Source organism: Burkholderia sp. E168m23, assembly GCF_016586125.1.
GTDB classification, from domain to species: domain Bacteria; phylum Pseudomonadota; class Gammaproteobacteria; order Burkholderiales; family Burkholderiaceae; genus Burkholderia; species Burkholderia orbicola.
Map to the genome: position 1 here is coordinate 1 of NZ_BCPP01000021.1, position 19479 is coordinate 19479.

The 19479-nt window shown below is 67.8% G+C and carries 16 protein-coding genes; 7 read left to right on the forward strand and 9 right to left on the reverse strand.

Annotated elements, in window-relative coordinates; all coding sequences use genetic code 11:
• Both JMF90_RS02170 and JMF90_RS02175 read left to right on the forward strand, forming a co-directional pair.
• Positions 1-783: sensor histidine kinase KdpD (locus JMF90_RS02170; protein ID WP_201324944.1), on the forward strand; the 783-nt coding region annotated here is incomplete at its 5' end.
• A gap of 37 nt (positions 784-820) precedes the next feature.
• A complete protein-coding gene (locus JMF90_RS02175; protein WP_011545219.1) occupies positions 821-1435 on the forward strand; it encodes a DUF4136 domain-containing protein in 615 nt (204 codons plus the stop codon).
• Positions 1436-1487: 52 nt separating this feature from the next.
• On the opposite strand, the gene galU is transcribed toward JMF90_RS02175, so the two are convergent.
• Positions 1488-2372 (reverse strand): UTP--glucose-1-phosphate uridylyltransferase GalU, encoded by an 885-nt coding sequence (galU, locus tag JMF90_RS02180; RefSeq protein WP_006476218.1) that lies wholly within the window; start codon positions 2370-2372, stop codon positions 1488-1490.
• Positions 2373-2459: 87 nt separating this feature from the next.
• The gene (locus JMF90_RS02185) at positions 2460-5327 is read right to left on the reverse strand and encodes a valine--tRNA ligase (RefSeq protein WP_201316843.1); all 2868 of its coding nucleotides are present in this window, start codon (positions 5325-5327) and stop codon (positions 2460-2462) included.
• Between the two features lie 235 nt (positions 5328-5562).
• On the opposite strand from JMF90_RS02185, the gene JMF90_RS02190 reads away from it, so the two are divergent.
• A complete protein-coding gene (locus tag JMF90_RS02190; RefSeq protein WP_201316844.1) occupies positions 5563-7926 on the forward strand; it encodes a UvrD-helicase domain-containing protein in 2364 nt (787 codons plus the stop codon).
• Complete coding sequence (locus JMF90_RS02195) at positions 7926-8720, forward strand: 5'-methylthioadenosine/adenosylhomocysteine nucleosidase (protein WP_374039643.1); 795 nt, start codon at positions 7926-7928, stop codon at positions 8718-8720. Before JMF90_RS02190 ends, JMF90_RS02195 begins: the two co-directional genes overlap by 1 nt.
• A gap of 72 nt (positions 8721-8792) precedes the next feature.
• Here JMF90_RS02195 and JMF90_RS02200 read toward each other — a convergent pair whose 3' ends face one another.
• The gene (locus tag JMF90_RS02200; protein ID WP_201316846.1) at positions 8793-10031 is read right to left on the reverse strand and encodes an MFS transporter; all 1239 of its coding nucleotides are present in this window, start codon (positions 10029-10031) and stop codon (positions 8793-8795) included.
• A 405-nt stretch (positions 10032-10436) separates the two neighbouring features.
• Here JMF90_RS02200 and JMF90_RS02205 point away from each other — a divergent pair, with 405 nt between their 5' ends.
• Positions 10437-12110, forward strand: coding sequence for a methyl-accepting chemotaxis protein (locus JMF90_RS02205; protein WP_201316847.1), 1674 nt, complete (start codon positions 10437-10439; stop codon positions 12108-12110).
• A 21-nt stretch (positions 12111-12131) separates the two neighbouring features.
• Here JMF90_RS02205 and JMF90_RS02210 read toward each other — a convergent pair whose 3' ends face one another.
• Genes JMF90_RS02210 through JMF90_RS02225 form a run of 4 tightly spaced genes read right to left on the reverse strand, consistent with a single transcriptional unit; the run spans position 12132 to position 17016 of the window.
• Positions 12132-13007 carry an HlyD family secretion protein gene (locus tag JMF90_RS02210; protein ID WP_011545225.1) on the reverse strand — a complete coding sequence of 292 codons (876 nt, stop codon included), beginning with the start codon at positions 13005-13007 and terminating at the stop codon, positions 12132-12134.
• Between the two features lie 12 nt (positions 13008-13019).
• A complete protein-coding gene (locus JMF90_RS02215; protein WP_006476212.1) occupies positions 13020-13223 on the reverse strand; it encodes a DUF1656 domain-containing protein in 204 nt (67 codons plus the stop codon).
• Positions 13220-15424: an FUSC family protein gene (locus JMF90_RS02220; RefSeq protein ID WP_006476211.1), complete on the reverse strand. Its 2205-nt coding sequence runs from the start codon at positions 15422-15424 to the stop codon at positions 13220-13222. The genes JMF90_RS02215 and JMF90_RS02220 overlap by 4 nt, the downstream gene beginning before the upstream one ends.
• A 14-nt stretch (positions 15425-15438) precedes the next feature.
• Positions 15439-17016 carry an efflux transporter outer membrane subunit gene (locus JMF90_RS02225; protein ID WP_080289200.1) on the reverse strand — a complete coding sequence of 526 codons (1578 nt, stop codon included), beginning with the start codon at positions 17014-17016 and terminating at the stop codon, positions 15439-15441.
• Between the two features lie 157 nt (positions 17017-17173).
• Between JMF90_RS02225 and JMF90_RS02230 the strand changes: the two genes are divergently transcribed.
• Both JMF90_RS02230 and JMF90_RS02235 read left to right on the forward strand, forming a co-directional pair.
• Positions 17174-18115 (forward strand): LysR family transcriptional regulator, encoded by a 942-nt coding sequence (locus tag JMF90_RS02230; protein ID WP_006485634.1) that lies wholly within the window; start codon positions 17174-17176, stop codon positions 18113-18115.
• A gap of 117 nt (positions 18116-18232) precedes the next feature.
• Complete coding sequence (locus tag JMF90_RS02235) at positions 18233-18385, forward strand: hypothetical protein (RefSeq protein ID WP_006476208.1); 153 nt, start codon at positions 18233-18235, stop codon at positions 18383-18385.
• 58 nt (positions 18386-18443) lie between these two features.
• Here the strand turns inward: JMF90_RS02235 and JMF90_RS02240 are convergent, their stop codons facing one another.
• Together JMF90_RS02240 and JMF90_RS02245 are read right to left on the reverse strand one after the other, a co-directional pair.
• On the reverse strand, positions 18444-19274 hold the full coding sequence (locus JMF90_RS02240; protein WP_201316848.1) for a metallophosphoesterase: 831 nt from the start codon (positions 19272-19274) through the stop codon (positions 18444-18446).
• 25 nt (positions 19275-19299) lie between these two features.
• A partial coding sequence (locus tag JMF90_RS02245) for an FAD-binding oxidoreductase (RefSeq protein ID WP_305790737.1) occupies positions 19300-19479 on the reverse strand: 180 nt, incomplete at its 5' end.

A 19479-nucleotide genomic window follows, 5' to 3' on the forward strand; every position in this document is an offset into this window, starting at 1 on the left:
CTGCTACGCTACGCGGCATGTACGAACGCGCAAGGGCGCGTGACCGGCTGGATTGCCGGCCTCGTCGACGTGACCGAGCTGCACGCGGCCGAGCGGCAGCGCGAGGAAGCGCTGCACCTGCTGTCGCACGACATGCGTTCGCCGCAGTCGTCGATCCTCGCGCTGGTCGAGATCGAGCGCGACCGCGTCGAAAGCGACGCGATGCGCGGGCTGCTCGCGCGAATCGAGCGCTATGCGCACCGCGCGCTGTCGCTCGCCGACGAGTTCGTCCAACTGGCGCGCGCCGAGTCGCAGGCGTACCAGCTCGAGGTGACGAGCCTCGTCGACGTGCTGATCGACGCGAGCGACGAGGTGTGGCCGCAGGCGCAGGCGAAGCACATTCGCGTGGAGACCGGCGTGGGCACCGACATGTGCTGGGTGCGCGCGGACCGCTCGCTGATCACGCGCGCCTTCGTGAACCTGCTGAACAATGCGGTCAAATACAGTCCGTCCGACACGGTGATCACGTGTACGCTGACGGTCGAGCACGCATCGAAGCGGATGTTCTGTACGATTCGCGATCAGGGGTACGGCATTGCGCCGGAAGATCAGCGGCATCTGTTCGAGCGTTTCAAGCGATTCCATGCCGGCGAGCGGCCCGAAATCTCGGGTTCCGGGCTCGGCATGGCGTTCGTGAAGACGGTCGTCACGCGCCATGGGGGCAGCGTGTCGGTCGACAGCGAAGTGGGTGTCGGCACCGCGGTGACGGTGTCGCTGCCCGCGATCGACGAGCCGTCCGCCTGACAGGGCCGGGCGCGACGGCAGGCATTTGGGGAAAGTCATGAGAAAGCAATGGGCAGCGACCGCGCTGGCGGCGTCGCTGTTGACGGGTTGCGCCGGCGTGACGAGCGGCGTGAGTGCGGTCGGGCAGCCGAATGCATTTGCATCCGGTGCGCACGGCTACGACTTCGCGCGGACGGCCGCACAGGCGGACGACGCCGAATACCGGCAGATCGAGACGCTCGTGCGCGACGAGCTCGCGCGCCGCGGCTTCGATGCGCAGCCGCTCAAGGACGCGCGTTACCGGCTGTCGATCGCGTACGCGACGCAGCCGGCGGCGGTCGCGGCGAGCGCCGAGCGGTGCGGCGCGGCGAGCAGCGCGTGCGTGACGGTCGACGGGCCCGCGCCGTTCGCGCTACCGTTCATGGGCCGCGTGTACCGTCACGTGCTGACGCTGCGCTTCGTCGATGCGAAATCGGGCGCCGACGTCTATCGCGTGTCGGCGTCGCTGCGCGATCGCGATCCCGGTACGCAGCAGGCCGCGCCGGCGCTCGTGAAGAGCGCGCTGGCGAAGGTGCCGTTCGGCGACGGCAGCGGCTGGCTGGTCAAGACGAAAAAAGACGACGCGGGCGGCATGCCGGGCGTCGTCTCGGTGAAGCCGGCCGACGCGCGCTGAAGCGGCGGCCGCGAGGTGAGGGCGGGCGCGCCGGAGCGCGCCCTTGCCGCGTTCAGACGGTCGGTTGGGCGCCGTCGCGGGTGCGCAGGTACGTCTCGAATTCCGCACCGACTTCCGGGTGGCGCAGCGCGAATTCGACCGTCGCCTTCAGGTAGCCGAGCTTGCTGCCGCAGTCGTAGCGCGTGCCCTGGTACTTGTAGGCCAGCACCTGTTCGTCGGCGAGCAGCGCCTGGATCGCATCGGTGAGCTGCAGTTCGCCGCCCGCGCCCGGCTTCAGCGCACGCAGGTGATCGAAGATCCGCGGTTTCAGCACGTAGCGGCCGACCACGCCGAGGTTCGACGGCGCGACTTCCGGCGCCGGCTTCTCGACGATCGCCGACATCTTGACGATCGACTCTTCCCATTCCTTGCCGTCGACGATCCCGTACGACTTCGTCTCCGACGGCGGGATCTCTTCGACGCCGATCACCGAGCTGTGATAGTGGTCGAACACGTCGACCATCTGCTTCATCACCGGCGGGTTGCCGTCGAGCAGGTCGTCCGCGAGGATCACCGCGAACGGGTTGTCGGCGACGAGCTTTTCCGCGCACAGCACCGCGTGGCCGAGGCCGAGCGCTTCCGGCTGGCGCACGTAGAAGCAGTCGACATGGCTCGGCTTGATGCTGCGCACGAGTTCGAGCAGCTTTTCCTTGCCGCGCGCCTCGAGTTCGGCCTCGACCTCGTACGACTTGTCGAAGTGGTCCTCGATCGCGCGCTTGCTGCGCCCGGTGACGAAGATCATCTCGGTAATGCCGGCCGCGATCGCTTCCTCGACCGCGTACTGGATCAGCGGCTTGTCGACGACCGGCAGCATTTCCTTCGGGCTCGCCTTCGTTGCCGGGAGGAACCGCGTGCCGAGACCGGCAACGGGGAATACCGCCTTGGTGACTTTCAACATGATCGAACCTTTATTCCTGTAATCGACTTGTCAGACGGTCTATGTTCACGTTCGCATTATAGTGAACGCAAATGACCTTACCGTTTGTTACGCAGGCAACCGATCGAGCTGCGCACGCAGTTTTTCGAGCGTGCTCTGGAATTCCGCGACACGTTTCTGCTCCTGTTCGACCACGGCCGGCGGCGCTTTCGCAACGAAAGCCTCGTTGCCGAGCTTCGCGTTGCACTTCGCGATCTCGCCCGTCAGGCGCGTGATTTCCTTCGACAGGCGCTCGCGCTCGGCCGCGACGTCGATTTCCACCTTCAGCACCAGCTTGTTCGGGCCGACGATCGCGATCGGCGCGCCGTGCGCTTGCTGGTCGAGCGCGGCTTCGTCCGCGAGGATCTGCACTTCGGACAGGCGTGCGAGCGCCTGGACGTACGGCGCGAACGAGCGCAGGCGCTCGGCGTCGCCGGCCGCCAGCAGCGGCACCTTGGTCGCGGGCGACAGGTTCATCTCGCCGCGCAGGTTGCGGCACGCGTCGACGATCGCCTTCAGGTCGGCTGCCCACTGCTCGGATGCCTCGTCGAGCTTTTGCAGGTTCGCGACCGGATACGCCTGCGTCATCAGCGATGCCTCGCCGTCGGCCTTGCCCTGCGGATAGCGGCCGGCGAGCGGCGCGACCTTCTGCCAGAGCGCTTCGGTGATGAACGGGATGACCGGGTGCGCGAGGCGCAGCACCGTTTCCAGCACGCGCAGCAGCGTGCGGCGGGTGGCGCGCTGCTGTTCCGGCGTGCCGTTCTGGATCTGCACCTTCGCGAGTTCGAGATACCAGTCGCAGTACTCGTCCCACACGAACTTGTAGATGCTGCTCGCGATGTTGTCGAAGCGGTAATCGGCGAAGCCCTTCGCGATGTCGGCTTCGGTGCGCTGCAAGAGCGACACGATCCAGCGGTCGGCCGCCGAGAAGTCGAGGTAGCCGCCGGGGCCGCAGTCGCCCGCGCCGCACACTTCCGGCTTGTCGGCGCCGCAGTCGTGGCCTTCGCAGTTCATCAGCACGAAGCGCGTCGCGTTCCACAGCTTGTTGCAGAAGTTGCGATAGCCTTCGCAGCGCGCGAGGTCGAAGTTCACGTTGCGGCCGAGCGTCGCCATCGACGCCATCGTGAAGCGCAGCGCGTCGGTGCCGAACGCGGGGATGCCGTCCGGGAATTCCTTGCGCGTCTTCTTCTCGATGGTCGCGGCCTGCTTCGGGTTCATCAGGCCCGTCGTGCGCTTCGCGACCAGCGTGTCGAGGTCGATGCCGTCGACGATGTCGATCGGGTCGAGCGTGTTGCCCTTGCTCTTCGACATCTTCTGGCCTTCCGCGTCGCGCACGAGGCCGTGCACGTAGACGGTATGGAACGGCACCTTGCCGGTGAAGTGCGTCGTCATCATCACCATCCGGGCGACCCAGAAGAAGATGATGTCGAAGCCGGTGACGAGTACCGACGACGGCAGGAAGTGCTGCAGCTCAGGCGTTTCGTTGGGCCAGCCGAGCGACGAGAACGGCACGAGCGCCGACGAGAACCACGTGTCGAGCACGTCCTCGTCGCGCTTGAGCGCGCCTGCATAACCCTTCGCCGCGGCCTGCGCGCGCGCTTCTTCCTCGTCGCGCGCGACGAACACCTCGCCGTTCTCGCCGTACCATGCGGGAATCTGGTGACCCCACCACAGCTGGCGCGAGATGCACCAGTCCTGGATGTTCTCGAGCCACTGGTAGTAGGTGGTCGTCCAGTTTTCCGGGACGAACTTGATCTGGCCGTCGCGCACCACGTCGAGCGATACCTCGGTGATCGACTTGCCCGGATGGAACGTGCCTTCCGGCGCCGGCTTCGTCATCGCGACGAACCACTGGTCGGTCAGCATCGGTTCGATCACGACGCCCGTGCGGTCGCCGCGCGGCACCATCAGCTTGTGCGGCTTCACCGAGTCGAGGAAGCCCTGCGCGTCGAGGTCGGCCACGATCGCCTTGCGCGCGTCGAAGCGGTCGAGGCCGCGATACTGCTCGGGGCCGTTGTCGTTGATCTTCGCGTCGAGCGTCAGGATCTCGATCGGCGCGAGCTTGTGGCGCAGGCCGACCTGATAGTCGTTGAAGTCGTGCGCGGGCGTGACTTTCACGACGCCGGTGCCGAACTCGCGGTCGACGTAGTCGTCGGCGATCACCGGGATCTCGCGGCCCGTCAGCGGCAGCGTGACGAGCTTGCCGATCAGGTGCACGTAGCGCTCGTCTTCCGGGTGAACCATCAGCGCGACGTCGCCGAGCATCGTCTCGGGACGCGTGGTGGCGACCGTCAGCGAGCCCGAGCCGTCGACGAGCGGGTAGCGGATGTGCCACAGGTGGCCGTTTTCTTCCTCGCTGACGACTTCGAGATCCGACACGGCGGTCATCAGCACCGGATCCCAGTTGACGAGGCGCTTGCCGCGATAGATCAGGCCCTGTTCATACAGCGTGACGAACACGTCGCGCACGGCGGCCGACATCTTGTCGTCCATCGTGAAGTATTCGCGCGACCAGTCGGTCGACGCGCCGAGGCGGCGCACCTGGCCGGTGATCGTCGAGCCGGACTGCTGCTTCCACTCCCACACGCGCTCGACGAACTTCTCGCGGCCGAGGTCGTGGCGCGACACGCCCTGCGCGTCGAGCTGGCGCTCGACCACGATCTGGGTGGCGATCCCGGCGTGGTCGGTGCCGGGCACCCACAGCGTGTTCTCGCCGAGCATCCGGTGGTAGCGGGCGAGGCCGTCCATGATCGTCTGGTTGAACGCGTGGCCCATGTGCAGCGTGCCCGTCACGTTCGGCGGCGGCAACTGGATCGCGAAATCAGGGCGGGCCGGATCGAATGCCGGGGCGGCATAGCCGCGTTTTTCCCACTCCGGCCCCCATTGGGACTCGATGGTATGGGGCTCGAAGCTCTTCGCAAGCGTGTTGTCGCTCATGTTGGAAATCTGCCGAAAAATGCGTGAATTGGATGCCGAATCTGACAATTATAAATGGATGCCCATCGGCCAGCCATCGCCTTGCCGGCGCGGGCCCGCCGGGACGCGGCCGCAACGTGTCCGCAACCCGCCCGCAACACGCAGGCAGCGTGCGACCGAACGGATCGGAAACGGCATCGCGCGGCCGACTTATAATGTCGGGTCCGCATTTTTCTCGCCCGTTAGCCGCCGCTCCATGCCCGATCTGCTCGCCAATCTGAACCCCGAACAACTCGCCGCCGTCACGTTGCCGAACGAACCGGCGCTGATCCTCGCAGGGGCGGGCAGCGGCAAGACCCGCGTGCTGATCACGCGCATCGCGTGGCTGATCCAGCAGGGCTATGCGTCGCCGCCCACCGTGCTCGCCGTCACCTTCACGAACAAGGCCGCGCGCGAGATGATGGCGCGCCTGTCGGCGATGATGCCGATCGATACGCGCGGGATGTGGATCGGCACGTTCCACGGCCTGTGCAACCGGATGCTGCGTACGCACTGGCGCGACGCGGGCCTGCCGCAGACCTTCCAGATCCTCGACACGGCCGACCAGCTGTCCGCGATCAAGCGGCTGATGAAGGCGGCGAACGTCGACGACGAAAAGTATCCGCCGAAGAACGTCCAGTACTTCATCAACAACGCGAAGGAGCAGGGGCTGCGCCCGGACAAGGTCGACGCGACCGACAACTTCAACCGCAAGTTCGTCGAGCTGTACCAGGCGTACGATCAGCAGTGCCAGCGCGAAGGCGTCGTCGATTTCCCCGAGCTGCTGCTGCGCTGCTACGAGCTGCTCGCGTACAACGCGCCGCTGCGCGCGCACTACCAGGCGCGCTTCCGGCACATCCTCGTCGACGAGTTCCAGGACACCAACAAGCTGCAGTACGCGTGGCTCAAGATGCTCGCGGGCGGCGAGAACGCGATCTTCGCGGTCGGCGACGACGACCAGTCGATCTATGCGTTCCGCGGCGCGAACGTCGGCAACATGCGCGACTTCGAAGACGAATTCCGCGTGCGCAACCTGATCAAGCTCGAGCAGAATTACCGTTCGCACGGCAACATCCTCGACGCGGCGAACCAGCTGATCTCGAACAACGCGCACCGCCTCGGCAAGAACCTGCGTACCGATGCCGGCCACGGCGAGCCGGTACGCGTGTACGAAGCCAGCACCGATTCGCAGGAAGCCGGCTGGATCGTCGAGGAGATCCGTTCGCTGATCAATACCGGGATGGCGCGCAGCGAAGTGGCCGTCCTGTACCGCAGCAACGCGCAATCGCGCTCGATCGAGCACACGCTGATGTCGTCCGGCATTCCGTACCGCGTGTACGGCGGCCTGCGCTTTTTCGAGCGGCAGGAAGTGAAGCACGCGCTCGCGTACCTGCGCCTGATCGACAACCCGAACGACGACACGGCATTCGCGCGCGTCGTGAACTTCCCGACCCGCGGCATCGGTGCGCGCTCGGTCGAGCAACTGGCCGACGCCGCGCGCCTGTACGGCTGCTCGATGGCCGCCGCGATTCCGTACGTGACCGGCAAGGCCGGCACGAGCCTCGGCGGGTTCGCGAACCTGATCGCGAAGATGCGTGCCGACACGCAGCACATGAACCTGCCCGACACCGTCGAGCACATCGTGCGCGCGAGCGGCCTCGCCGATTTCTACCAGGGCGAGCGCGAAGGGCAGGATCGCCTCGAAAACCTGCAGGAACTCGTAAACGCGGCCACCGCGTTCATCGCCGAGGAAGGCTACGGGCTCGACACGCCGGCCCGCTCGATCCCGCTGCGCGCGGGCGCGATCGCGGCGCCCGAGCTCGGCACCGCAACCGACGATCCGGCGGTCGACGTGCTCGATCCGGCGTCGCCCGCCGACCCCGCACAGAACCCCGACACGATGACGCCGCTCGCGGGCTTCCTGTCGCATGCGTCGCTGGAGGCCGGCGACAACCAGGCGCAGGCCGGCCAGGACGCGGTGCAACTGATGACCGTGCACGCGGCGAAAGGGCTCGAATTCGCGGCCGTGTTCATCACGGGGCTCGAGGAGGGCCTCTTCCCGCACGAGAACAGCGTGCTCGAATCGGACGGCCTCGAGGAAGAGCGCCGGCTGATGTACGTCGCGATCACGCGCGCGAAGGAGCGGCTCTATCTGTCGTTCGCGCAGAGCCGGATGCTGCACGGCCAGACCCGCTACAACGTGCGCTCGCGCTTCTTCGACGAACTGCCCGAGCACGTGCTGAAGTGGCTCACGCCGAAGGTCGAGGCCGGGTCGCGCTGGGGCGGGCGTTCGGACAATGCCGGCTACGGGCGTGACTGGTTCGCGCGGCCGGGCGGCGGCAGCCGTGAGCAGATCGTCGATGCGGCCGTGTCCGCGCCGCTGCCCGCGTTCGCGAACAAGCAGCGCGCGGCCGACACCGGCTTCCGGGTCGGCCAGCAGGTGTTCCACACCAAGTTCGGCGAAGGCACGGTCACCGCGCTCGAAGGCAACGGCACCGATGCGAAGGCGCAGGTGAAGTTCAAGCGCCACGGCGAGAAATGGCTCGCGCTCGCGGTCGCGAAACTGCAGGCGGTGGAATGATGGACGTCGACCTCGCCGTGACGCCTGCCGCCCGTCCGCTCGGCATTCTGGCCGCGCTGCCCGAGGAGCTCGGCGACCTGATCGCCGCGATGCGCGCCGACGGCGCGATGAAGACGGTCACGCTCGGCCGCCGCGATTACCACGTCGGCACCGTGCACGGCGCGGCCTGCGTCGTCACGCTCGCGCGGGTCGGCAAGGTCGCGGCGGCCGCGACGGTCAGCGCGCTGATCCACGTGTTCGGCGTGTCGGGCGTGGTGTTCACCGGTGTCGCGGGCGGTGTGTCGCGCACGGTGCGTATCGGCGACGTCGTCGTGGCCGATACGTTGCTGCAGCACGATCTCGATGCATCGCCGCTCTTTCCGCGCTACGAGGTGCCGTTGCTCGGCATCACGCGCTTCGCGACCGACGCGGCGCTGACGGCCCGCTTGCGGGCTGCATGCACGCTGTTCGTCGAGGAAGAGGGCGCGCGGTTCGCCGAGCGCTTCGGGCTCGCCGGCGCGGCGCTGCACGCGGGGCTCGTCATCAGCGGCGACCGGTTCGTGTCGAGCGAGCAGGAAGTGCTCGCGCTGCGCGACGCGTTGCCGGACGCGCTCGCGGTCGAGATGGAAGGCGCGGCGATCGCGCAGGTGTGCGCGGAGCACGACGTGCCGTTCGCGCTCGTGCGCACGATCTCCGATACGGCCGACGATCACGCGACGCAGTCGTTCTCGCATTTCCTGTCGGCGATCGCGAGCAGCTATTCGTCCGGCATCCTCAAGCGTTTCCTGACGCTGCATGCGACGACGGCGGCCTGAAGCCGCCGTCTCGCACTTTCCCGTCCAAACCATTCGACCGGCCGCAGCGCGCACGCCGCGGCCAGTCGTTCGTCACGCCTTTTTGCGCCGGCTGCTTTCGAGGTTCGGCAGGAACACCGTCAGCACGCCGATCAGCGGCAGGAACGAGCACACCTTGTAGACGAACGGAATGCTCGTCGCATCGGCGAGCTGGCCGAGCACGGCCGCGCCGACGCCGCCCAGGCCGAACGCGAAGCCGAAGAACAGGCCCGCGACCATCCCGACCTTGCCGGGCATCAGCTCGGTCGCATAGACGAGGATCGCGGCGAACGCCGACGCCAGCACGACGCCGATGATCACGGTCAGCACGCTCGTCCAGAACAGGTTCGCGTACGGCAGCAGCATCGTGAACGGCGCGACGCCCAGGATCGACACCCAGATCACGTACTTGCGGCCGATCCGGTCGCCGACGGGCCCGCCGATCAGCGTGCCGGCCGCCACCGCCGCGAGGAACACGAACAGGTGGATCTGCGCGGCCTGCACCGACAGGTGGAACTTGTCGATCAGGTAGAACGTGAAATAGCTGTTGATGCTCGCGAGGTAGAAGTACTTCGAGAACACGAGCAGCACCAGCACGCCGATCGCGGCCATCACGCGGCCGCGCGACAGCGTCGGGTGGCCGGCCGAGGCGGCCTTCTTCTTCATCGACGGATGCTTCTTGTACCAGTGGCCGATCTGCGTGAGCACGATCATCGCGACGAGCGCGGCCGCCGAGAACCAAGCGATGCTGTGCTGGCCGTGCGGAATGATCACGAGCGCGGCGAGCAGCGGCCCGAGCGCGGAGCCGGCATTGCCGCCCACCTGGAACACCGACTGCGCGAGCCCGTGCCGGCCGCCCGACGCCATCCGCGCGACCCGCGACGATTCGGGGTGGAACACCGACGAGCCGCAGCCGACGAGCGCGGCGGCCACCAGCAGCATCGGGAAATTCGGCGCGGCCGACATCAGCAGCAGCCCCGCGAGCGTGAAGCCCATGCCGACCGGCAGCGAATACGGCTTCGGATGCTTGTCGGTATAGAGGCCCACGAGCGGCTGCAGCAGCGACGCGGTGATCTGGTAAGTGAGCGTGATCAGGCCGATCTGCGCGAACGACAGCGCGAACTGGCTCTTGAGCATCGGGTAGATCGCGAGGATCAACGACTGGATCATGTCGTTGAGCATGTGCGAGAAGCTGATCGCGCCGAGCACCGGGTAGACGGTGCGGGCGACGGGCGGTGCGGACGGCTGGGCGGCGGCTGCGCCGGCGGCTCCGGAGTCGAGGCTGGTTTCCATGTGAGCTGAACGAGTTGAGGTGGCTGGCGCGCTCTGTTGGGGATCGGCGCGTTGTCGATTCGTTGATGCGTCAAAGAAGTGTAATGTGGCGTATTGAGAATGTCAGGCCAAGTTTTATCGCGAATCGGACATTCGTGTGACGGATCGGTCGGTGCGTCCTTTTTTGGACAGGTATAACGCTGGCGGCGCGTCCGTCCTTCAGCCGGGCCGCGCCGGGGCCCGGTGCGTGTTTTTCCGGACTCAAGAAACGGCGGTGGCGGCCGTAGAACGACCCAATGACAACAGGCGCGCCGCGCCCCGCACCGGCTACCCGCCGGGCGGGCGCAGGACGCGCGGCATGGCCTGCCATCGCGGGACCGCCGGGACCGACCTTTCCGGCAGCGTGATCCATACGGGGATAGTTCGATGAAAGCAGCATCTTTGCATCCACAGCCCGGTGCGGCCGCCGCCGCACCCGCCGTTGCCGCCGGCCGCACCGCTCGGCGCACGCGCGCGGCGCGTCGTACGCGCCGGCCGTGGACCGTCAAGGCGACGTTGCGCGCCGCGTTCGCGATCCTGCTGGTCGGCACGCTCGCGATCGGCGTGTTCTCGCTGTGGCAGATCAGCCGGCTGAACGCGTCGATCGCGTCGGTCTACGAGCAGGGCCACGTCGCGAGCCGCGCGGCGGCGGAAGTGCGGGCCGAGGTGTTGCGCGCGAGCCGCGCGCAGAAAATGCTGCTGACCGCGACCACCGCGAAGGAGCGCGACGAACTCGGCGCCGAGGTGAGCGCGGGGCTCGCGTCGATCGGCCAGGCGCTCGGCACGCTGCAGCGCTATGCCGATCCGGACGATGCCGGCGATTCGGCGCGGCTGCGCACCTTCTCGACGGCGGTCGGCACGTGGAGCACGCATCTGCGCGATTTCGTCACGCTGGTGCGCGCGCAGCCGCTCGACCTGTCGCAGATGAACTGGCAGGTCGGCACGCAGGACGTGTCACTGCTGGTCGAAACCGGCAAGCTCGAAAAACTCGTCGCCGAACTCGTGAAGACGCGCGGCGAGAAGTCGAAGGCGACGCTCGATGCGTCCGCCACCATTTTTTCGTCGTCGTTCGCGATGATCGCGGCGATGACGGCCGCGCTGATCGTGCTGGCCGTCGTGATTGCCGAGCGCGTCGTGCGGCGCCTCGCGTCGCAGCTCGGCGGCGAGCCCGCGCTCGCGAAGGAGATTGCCGCGGATATCGCGCGCGGCGACCTGACGCGGCCGATCACGCTCGCCCGCCACGACCGCGACAGCATGGTGCGCGCGCTGGCCGAGATGCAGACTGGGCTCGCGGCCACCGTGGGCGAGATCGCGGTGAGCGCCGAGGCCATCGCGGCCGCGTCCGGCGAAATCTCCACCGGCAATCTCGACCTGTCGCGGCGCACCGAGCAGCAGGCCGTCGCACTCGAGCGCACCGCGGCCAGCATGGAGCAACTCACGTCGACCGTGCGGCAGAACGCCGAGAACGCGCGGCAGGCGAGCACGCTCGCGGCCAATGCGTCGGCGGTCGCGGAGACGGGCGGGGAAGTCGTCGGCCGGGTGGTCGCGACGATGAGCGAGATCGACGACAGCGCGAAGAACATTCGCGACATCATCGGCACGATCGAGGGGATCGCGTTCCAGACCAATATTCTCGCGTTGAACGCGGCAGTCGAGGCCGCGCGCGCCGGTGAGCAGGGGCGCGGCTTCTCGGTGGTCGCCGGCGAGGTGCGATTGCTCGCGCAGCGCTCGGCGACCGCGGCCAAGGAGATTCGGGAATTGATCGGCGCGTCGGTCGAGCGCGTGGCGAACGGCGCGGCGCTCGCGCACGACGCGGGCCGCACGATGGGCGACGTGGTGCGCGCGGTCAAGCGCGTGACCGACATCATCGGCGAGATTTCGGCGGCGTCGGACGAGCAGAGCGCGGGGATCGACGAGATCGGCCGCGCGGTCACACAGATGGATGCCGGCACCCAGCAGAACGCGGCGCTCGTCGAGCAGGCGGCGGCTGCCGCGAACGCGCTCGACGAGCAGGCTCAGGCGCTGAAGGCGCTGGTCGGGCGTTTCCGCATCGCGCACTGAGCGTGCGGCACGCCCCGGCGATTACGACTTCTTCTGCTTGTCGGGATCGATGATGACCGTGCAGGTCGTGCCCGCCGACAGCACCACGTCGGCCGGCACTTCGTCGATCTTGATGCGTACCGGCACGCGCTGCGCGAGGCGCACCCAGTTGAAGGTCGGGTTCACGTCGGCGACGAGGTCGCGGCTTTGCGGGTTGTCGCGATCGTAGATACCGCGCGAGATGCTTTCCACGTGGCCCTTCATCACGCCGCCGCTCATCAGCCGCATTTCGGCCGGTGCGCCGATCTTCACGCGCGGCAGCTTGGTTTCCTCGAAGTAGCCGTAGACCCAGAACGAGTGGCTGTCGACGATCGCGAGCTTTGCCTGGCCGGCCACCGCGTAGTTGCCCTTGAAGGTCTGCAGGTTCGTGATGTAGCCGTCGACCGGCGCGACGACGCGCGTGCGCTCGAGGTTGAGCTTCGCGGCGTCGAGCGCGGCGAGCGCCTGCTGATACTGCGCGTCGGCACTCGATGCGCTGTGCGCGGCATTTTCGCGGTTTTCCTTCGACACGACGAGCGCATCGAGGTCCGCGCGGCGGGCCGCGTCGTCGCGGCGCATCTGCAGTTCCGCGCGGCGGGCGGCCACCGCCGCCTGCGCCTGCTCGACCGCGATCTGGTAGTGCGACGGGTCGATCTGCATGATCAGGTCGCCTTTTTTCACGAGCTGGTTGTCATGCACGGGCAGCTCGACGATCGCGCCCGACACGTCCGGCGCGACGTTGACGATCTCGGCGCGCACGCGCCCGTCGCGCGTCCACGGATCGTCCATGTAGTGCACCCACAGCGAGCGCCCGATCAGGATCGCGACGAGAAGGATGATGGCGGTCGCGACGAAGCCGAAGAGTTTTCTGAGAATCATGATGGTTCGGAATCAACGGTAAACGGCAAGACTCAGTCCGCCGCAAATGCAGACGAGAAGGCAGGCCCGGAACAGCGACGGGTGCCAGACGAGACGGTAGAGGCCCGTATAGGCGAGCAGGCGGTCGACAGCCCAGGTCGCGATCGCGCCGAGGACGAACATCAGCACCACCGTCGGCATGTAGGCATCGAGAATGGCGATTTCACGCGGCATCATGACGAGGCTCCTGGTTGGGGATGCACGGGGCGGTTGCGGTTGAGCGGCTCGAGCGGCGATTCCGGGTCGAGCAGCGCGGTCCGCACGAAATGCAGGTGGCTCAGGATGCGCTGCAGCCGGTGGCGCTCGTCGCGCGACGGCTCGACCGCATCGAGCGTTTGCCGGGTCGCGTCGATCGCCGCATTGGTCGCGGCGAGCGTCGCGTCGAAACGCGCGGCGCTCGGCCGGGTGAACAATGCCGACAGCGCGGTGCGCATCGTGTCGATCGCGCGCCGCCACGGCATCGCCGGCGCATAGCGCGGGTCGGCCGGCAGCGTCGCGAGCTCGTGACGCAGGTCGATCGTCGCGTTACCGGTTTCGAGCACCGCGAACATCCAGCGCAGCGCGTCGCGCTGCACGTCGGGCTGGTCGGCCGACAGCGTGTGCGCCTGGTACATCAGGTCGCGCGCGCCGCTTTCGAAGCGCGTGCGCAAACCCGCGAGCCGCGCGTGGCCGGCCGCGACGGCCTGGTGGCGCAAGTCCGCGAACAGCCGCTTCTTGTGCCACGGCGCGGTCGGCGGGAACAGCACCGCGAACGCGATCGCCGACGCCAGCATCGCCAGCACGAGCGCGAGCGAATCGTTCATGAAGCTGGTCGGATCGTAGTGCGTGATGTTGTCCGGGCCGGCGAGGAAGCTGAAGAAGATCAGGTAGCCCATCCCGTAGCCGGCGAGCTTCGGCTTCAGCGTCATGAAGATGCCGATCGCGAGCAGCGGCGCCAGCGCGACGCACAGCAGCGGGAAGCCGTCGATGTGCGGATAGATGCCGAACGTCAGCAGGAAGCCCGTGCAGACGGCGAGCGCCGTGCCCATGCCCATCTGCGCGGACATTGCGGTGGGGCGCGGCGTCGACGACGCGAGCGCGCAGGTGGCTGCCGCAGTCAGCGTCATCGTCACGCCGCTCGGCCACGCGGTCTCGATCCAGAACCAGCCGAGCACGAGGATCACGGTCGCGGTGCGAATCGCCGCGATCACCATCGCCGTCGCATTGGTGCGCGGCTCGTAGCGCTCGATCCAGCGTTCGCGTTCGTGCGTCGCGCTCGACAGCGACGCGTAGGTGGCCGCGTATTCGTGCAGGTCGGTGATGAAGCGGTACAGCAGTTCGGCGGCTGTATCGAAGTCGAGCAGCGGAAAGTCCGGCTGCGTTTCGAGCGCCGCGCGCGTCGCGCGGATGCGGCGCGGCAGCGCGTCGCGCCACGCGAGCAGTTGCGTGGCCGCGTGGCCGGCATCGGCCGACGTGCGTACCGGTTCGCCGGCTGGCGTCAGCAGCAGCGGGGCGATCTCGCGAAAGTACGGCTCGATCGCGTCGATCGCGGCCTGCGCGCCGGCCGCATGCAGCCGGTTCATCAATTGGTGCAGCGCATGGAAGCGGCTCGACGCGCTCATGAACTCGCTGTTCAGCCGCGCAAGGCGGCCGCTGCGCATCCGCGTGTCCGGGTCCTCGAACACGGCCATGCTGCGCGCGGCCTCGAACCCGACCACGTCGGCGACGAAGCGCGTGTGGATGGTTTCGATATGCGCGCGGTCGAGCTGGCCCGACAGCGCCGCCGCGACGTAGTCGACGAAGCTGCCGAAGCGCTTGCGCACCGTCGTGCGCATCTGCTCGCCGGTGGTCCGCGGAAACACGAGGGCGCTGACCACGCCGGCCGACACGATCCCGACCATGATTTCGGCCACGCGCGTCATTGCGCTCATGAACGCACCGTCCGGGTGTTGCGACGCAGGCAGCCCGATCAGCGCGGTCGTGTAGCCGGCCAGCAGGAAGCCGTAGCTGCGGAAGTTGCGGTTGCGCGCGGCGCCGGCCGTGCACAGGGCGACCCACAGCGCGACCGCCAGCAGGAACAGCTGCGGCTGCTGCGGGAACAGCCCGACGAAGGTGAGCGTCGCGATCAATCCGAAGATCGTGCCGGCGACGCGATAGAAGCTTTTCGCGAGCACCGCGCCGCTTTGCGGCTGCATCACGATGAACACCGTCGTCATCGCCGTTTTTGGCGCGGGCAGGTCGAGCCGCATCGACACGCCGGTCGCGATGAACGCGGCGAGCAGCGCCTTGAACAGATAGAGCCACGCGGCGCCGTCGGTGCGAGCCCAGTCGCCGAATGCGGCATACCAGGCCGCGAACGGGCCGCCGGCGGGCGTTGAAGCGGGGGAGGAGGCTGACATGGCGACGCTCCGCGTTACCGTGCGGCCGGCACGCCGGACGCGCCGGTGGTAGCGACTTCCGCGGGCCGGGCGACGGCTGCCGCGGGCTTCGTGCCCGATGCGGCGGCGGGCGCGGCAACCGCGGCGGCGGCTTCGTCCTTCGGCACATCGGTACCCGTCTCGACCCCACCCCCGAGCGCGGCCATCAACTGCGCGTGCGCGGCGAGGCGTTCCGCGTCGATGCGGGCGGCCGTCTCCTGCGCGCGCAGCAGTTGCTGTTGCGCGACCAGCACGTTCACGTAATCGGTCAGCCCGCGGCGGAAGCCTTCGCGCGACAGTTGATAGCTGCGATTGTTGGCCGCCACCGAGCGCGCGGCGTCCTTCTTCTGCGTATCGAGCGAGCGGATTCGCACGACCTGGTCGGCGATGTCCTTGAGCGCGCCGACGATCGTCTGGTTGTAGCGCTCGACCGCCTGGTCGTAGCCGGCGTTCGCGGCGCCGAGCTGCGCCCGCAGCCGACCGCCTTCGAAGATCGGCAGCGACAGCGCGGGGCCGGCCGTCCAGCCGCCGTTCATCGCGCGCAGGAAGTCGGTGAACGGCGCGGTCACGCCGAAGCCGCCGACCGTCGCGAGCAGGTCGATGTTCGGGTAGAACGACGCCTTCGCGACGTCGATGCCGCGCGCCTGCGCGTCGACCGTCCAGCGCGCCGCGACGACGTCGGGGCGGCGGCCGAGCAGGTCGGCCGGCATCGCCGACGGCAGGCCGGCCGGCGCATCGAGCGCAAGCTGCGGCCGCTTGATGGTGTCGCCGGCGCCCGGGCCCTTGCCGGCCAGTGCGGCGAGCTGGTGGCGCGCGAGCTGGATCGCCTCTTCGTAGCTGTCGATCTGGCGCTCGTAGTCGGGCAGCGTCGATTCCGCCTGGCTTACGTCGAGCTGCGTGCCGAGGCCGGCCTGCAGCCGCTTGCGGGCGAGATCGGCGAGCGAGCGCTGGCGTTCGAACGTCTCGTGCGCGAGGTCCAGCAGCGCGTAGTTCATCGACATGCCGACATACGCGCGCACCACGTTGACTTCGAGTTCGAGCTTGGCCGCGCGCGCGTCGGCGGCGGTCGCATGCGCGGTGTCGAGCGCCCGCTCGGTCGCGTTCTTGTCCTTGCCCCACAGATCGAGGTGGTACGACAGGCCGAGCGAGCCGGTATTGTTCCAGGTGTCGGCGTTCGCGAGCGGCCCCGGGCCGTAGTACACGTTGTCCGGCCAGTGCTGGCGCATCAGCGACAGGTTGCCGTTGATCTGCGGCAGTTCGGCCGAGCGGGCGACGCGCGCCATCGCCTGCGCTTCGCGCACGCGGGCCTCGGCGGCCGCGAGGGTCGGGTTGCCGGCCTGGGCGGCGGCGATCCATGCATCGAGCTGGGGATCACGGTACGCGCGCCACCAGTCGGCGGCGGGCCAGCCCGCGTCTCGGTCGGCCGCGCGGATGGCCGCGCCGGCGTCGAGTGCGTTCGCTTCTATGCGAGTGGACTGGGTTTTGTTGTCGCCCATGCTCGCGCAACCGGCCATTATTAATGAGACTGCAAGAACCGCCAGTGCGAGCGTCCCTTTTGTCGCCGGAGACTGCACGATTTTCTCCCTTTCGGATATAGATGAGTCGGAGGCGATTATATTTTTCAGTGATTCCTGAATAAACGGACAACGGTGCAAGTCATTTTTACGAATCCTGAGATAATATTTGTTGGACCCTGTGCAACAATCCCTCCGGATTCAAACGGGTAATGGGATGGATACGCTACAAAACATGCGGGTATTCGTCCGCGTGGTGGACGCGGGAAGCTTTACCGCGGCCGCCCAGCAGATGAATTCGACCACCGCCTACGCGTCGCGCGCGGTCTCGGATCTCGAGGCCCACCTGCGCACGCGTCTCCTGAACCGCACGACGCGCCGGATCGCACTGACCGAAGCGGGCGAGCGCTATCTGCAGCGCTGCGAACAGATCCTCGCTTACGTCGACCAGGCCGAAGCCGAGGCGGGCGACGCGCACGCGCGTCCGTCCGGCAAGCTGAAGGTCCATTGCTTCACGAGCCTCGGCCAGCACTATCTGGTGCCGGCCATCGCGCGCTATCGCGAGCGCTATCCGGACGTGCACGTCGAGCTGACGCTCGCGCAGCGGATGCCCGACCTGCTCGACGAGGGCTACGACGTCGCGATCGTCGTCGGCCGCGATCTGCCCGATTCGGGGCTCGTGTCGCAGCGGCTCGGCGAGAGCTACAGCGTCGTGTGCGCATCGCCGGGTTATGTCGAGTCGCACGGCGTGCCGCAGCGGCCGGCCGATCTCGCACAGCACGTGTGCCTCGGGATGGTCGCGCCGGGCTTTCACTTCGACGAGTGGGCGCTGGCGGGGCCGAACGGCGACGAGGTCGTGCCGATCACGGCGCCGCCGTTCCGCGTGAACGTCGCGGAGGCGCTCGCGGTGGCCGTGCGGGAGGGAATGGGGGTAGGCGGGCTGCCGCTCTATTCGGCGATCGGCTGGCTGCGCAGCGGGCACATCGTGCGCGTGATGCCCGAGTACCGGTCGCACGTGATGAACATCTATGCGCTGTATCCGTCGCGCCAGTACCTCGACGCGAAAATCCGGACCTGGGTCGATTTCCTGCGCGAAGAGCTGCCGCTCACGCTCGAAGCCGACGAAGCGGCGCTCGAACAGTACACGCGTGCGACATGACCGCGCGGTCGGCCGCCATCTGACGAGATTTGTCCTTCACGCAACATTTTTTTACGAACGTGTGTCAGACAGTTTGATACTGTTGGAATTAACGAGATACACCACACCGGAGTAGCGATGGATACGCACCTGATGATCGGCCTTGGCGTCCTGCTGGGCGCGGCTGCCGCCGCGGCGGCGACCCGCGACCTGCTGCGTGCGATGAAGGCGAAGGCGCAGATGAAGCCCGTGCCGGTCCGCGTGCGCGAGCCGCGCCGCCCCGGCCGCTGATCCCGCCGTCACGCTTCAGACGGGCAAGGCCGCGCCACGCGGTCGCCCGGGCCGGCGCTCAGCCGAGCACGACGACCTTGTCCCACGCGAACGCGGGGTTTTCCCATTCGCCGGTGCGCCGGTGAAGGTAGCCGCGCGGATTGCACACCACGCGCGTGCCGCCGTCCGCCACGTAGTCGAATGACGTATGCGTGTGGCCGTGCAGCCACAGATCCACCGGCGGTCGCACCAGTGCCGCCATGTCCGTGACGAACCCCGCCGACGCCAGATCCTCCGCATAGCGTTCCGCCAGCGAGCGCCGGTGCGGCGCATGATGGGTGACGACGATCGTCTTGCCCGCGAACGGCGCCGCCAGTTGCGTTTCCAGCCATGCACGGCCTTGCAGATGGAGCGCAATGGCGTCGGCCGGCGCGAAATCCCGTTCCGGCGCCCCCGCTGCCGTACGCAATGTCGCGTCGTGCGGCCACGTCACCTGGATCAGTCCCTTGAAATCGAGCATCACCCGCAGCGCGGCGTCGATCGCACGCGCGACGCTGGCTTCGTCCCGGCCGAACAGCGAAAAATCGGCCCAGAGCGTCGTGCCCAGCACGCGGAAGCGTTGAGCGGGATCGACGTAGACGCCGTTGTTCAGGTAATGCACGTTGTCGAGCGCATGCGCCGCGTCGCGCATCGCCGTCTCCAGCGCGCCGAATTCCCCGTCGTAGTACTCGTGGTTGCCCGGCACGTAGACCACCGGCACCGCCGGGTCGAACGTCTCGGCGGCCCAGCGCAGGCCTTCCGCGTGATTGTGGATGTCGCCGGCCAGCACGACGAGATCCGCATCGGCATGCGGGATCGCGTCGGGCAGGTTGTTTTCGAGATGCAGGTCGGACAGGACGCGGACTTTCACGGGCTTGGCTCCTGAGTAGGCGGCGTCAGCGCAGGACCTTGCCGGGATTCATCAGGCCGCGCGGGTCGAGCGCGGTCTTCAGCGTGCGCATCAGCGTGGTTTCGACCGGCGACTTGTAGCGTTGCGCGTCGTCGATCTTCAACTGGCCGATGCCGTGCTCCGCGCTGATCGTGCCGTGATGGCGGTGCACGTTGTCGTAGACGAT